General features: G+C 39.0%; 2 protein-coding genes and 1 pseudogene. All 3 read left to right on the top strand.

Going from position 1 to position 1648, the window contains the following annotated elements:
• Nucleotides 1–177 (top strand): annotated as a pseudogene (locus tag BMW61_RS23020) (dTDP-glucose 4,6-dehydratase); the annotation flags it as partial.
• A 76-nt stretch (nt 178–253) separates the two neighbouring features.
• Nucleotides 254–1117 carry a dTDP-4-dehydrorhamnose reductase gene (gene rfbD, locus BMW61_RS21480; RefSeq protein WP_091826131.1) on the top strand — a complete coding sequence of 288 codons (864 nt, stop codon included), beginning with the start codon at nt 254–256 and terminating at the stop codon, nt 1115–1117.
• A gap of 46 nt (nt 1118–1163) precedes the next feature.
• On the top strand, nt 1164–1648 hold a 485-nt coding region (locus tag BMW61_RS21485; RefSeq protein ID WP_175475344.1), incomplete at its 3' end, for a sugar nucleotidyltransferase.

Raw genomic sequence — 1648 nt, forward strand, 5'->3', positions numbered from 1 at the left:
GCAATCGCTCCCGATAAGATTAAGAAGGAGATTGGCTGGGAGCCTGAGACGATGTTCAAGGAAGGCATCAGAAAGACCATCAAGTGGTTCTTTGCAAATGAGGACTGGATGGAGCATGTAACAAGCGGAAATTACCAGAAATATTACAATGATATGTACGGTGAGAAGATACAGTAATTTTATTTATTAAAATATGAAAGGCAAGCTCTGTTTGATGAAGATTTCAGTCGAACAGAGCTTTTGAATGTGAATTATGAAAAAAATACTGGTTACCGGCTGTAATGGACAGTTGGGAAGGGCAATACAACAAGTTTATAAGGATGAAGTCGAGTTTATACTTACAGATGTTATAGAGGGAGACAATATAAAGCCTCTAAATATCACAAATCTTGATGAGGTACTTTTGTTCGTCAGAGATAACAGACCTGATGTGATAATAAATTGTGCCGCGGCTACTAATGTTGATGGGTGTGAGAAGGATTGGGATTTTGCATTCAAACTAAATGCTATAGGTCCCAGAAATCTTGCAATAGCAGCCAATGAAATAGATGCAAAGCTTATACATGTTTCCACAGATTACGTTTTTCCTGGAAATGCGGAAGAACCTATCAATGAATTCCAAACACCAGGCCCTATTTCTGCTTATGGAAAGACTAAGTATGAGGGTGAAAGATTTGTACAGCAATTTGCTGACAAATATTTTATTGTTAGAACAGCTTGGTTATATGGAGATGGCAAAAATTTCGTTAAAACGATGCTGAAACTTGCAGAAACACATGATGAAGTCAGCGTGGTTTGCGACCAGCTGGGATCGCCTACATCTGCTATTGAACTGGCAAGAATGATATATTATATCGAAGCTACTGAAAATTACGGAATTTTCCATGGCACCTGCGAAGGAGATACCAATTGGGCCGATTTTACTGAAGAGATTTTCAGAATCAAAGGTGTTAGCTGCAAGGTAAATCATGTGACAAGTGAAGAGTATAAAAAGATGAATCCTGCTTCGGCAGACAGACCTCATTATTCTATACTGGATAATTATATGCTCAGACTCACAACGAATTATAAGATGGCTGATTGGAAAGACGCTCTTGAAGAATATTTAAGTGAATAAATATATTTTGTAACATTTTTTATGCTTTTATAAAAGGATTGATATCATGAAGGGAATTATATTAGCTGGGGGATCAGGAACAAGACTGTATCCACTTACAAGAGCAATATCCAAACAGATTATGCCGGTTTATGACAAACCCATGATTTATTATCCGCTTTCAACATTGATGCTTGCGGGAATAAGAGATGTGCTTATTATTTCAACTCCAAGAGACCTTCCTATATTTGAGGTTCTTTTTGGAACAGGAGAGCAGCTGGGTATGTCATTTTCCTATGCTGTTCAGGAAGAGCCCAGAGGTCTTGCTGATGCGTTCATAATCGGTGCAGAATTTATCGGCAGTGATTCCGTGGCACTGGTTCTCGGAGATAATATTTTCTATGGTCAGAGCTTCTCCAAGCTGCTTAGAGAAGTGGCATCCAGAGAAAAGGGAGCAACAATTTTCGGTTATTACGTTCGTGATCCCAGAGAATACGGCGTAGTTGAGTTTGATGAGAACGGCAAAGCCCTTTCAATCGAGGAAAAACCGGA

The organism is Butyrivibrio sp. ob235, assembly GCF_900109475.1.
In the GTDB taxonomy this organism is placed as follows: Bacteria; Bacillota; Clostridia; order Lachnospirales; family Lachnospiraceae; genus Butyrivibrio.

Coding starts and splice junctions, on each gene's coding strand:
- rfbD (WP_091826131.1), top strand. CDS start 254: ATGAAAAAAATACTGGTTACCGGCTGTAATGGACAGTTGGGAAGGGCA.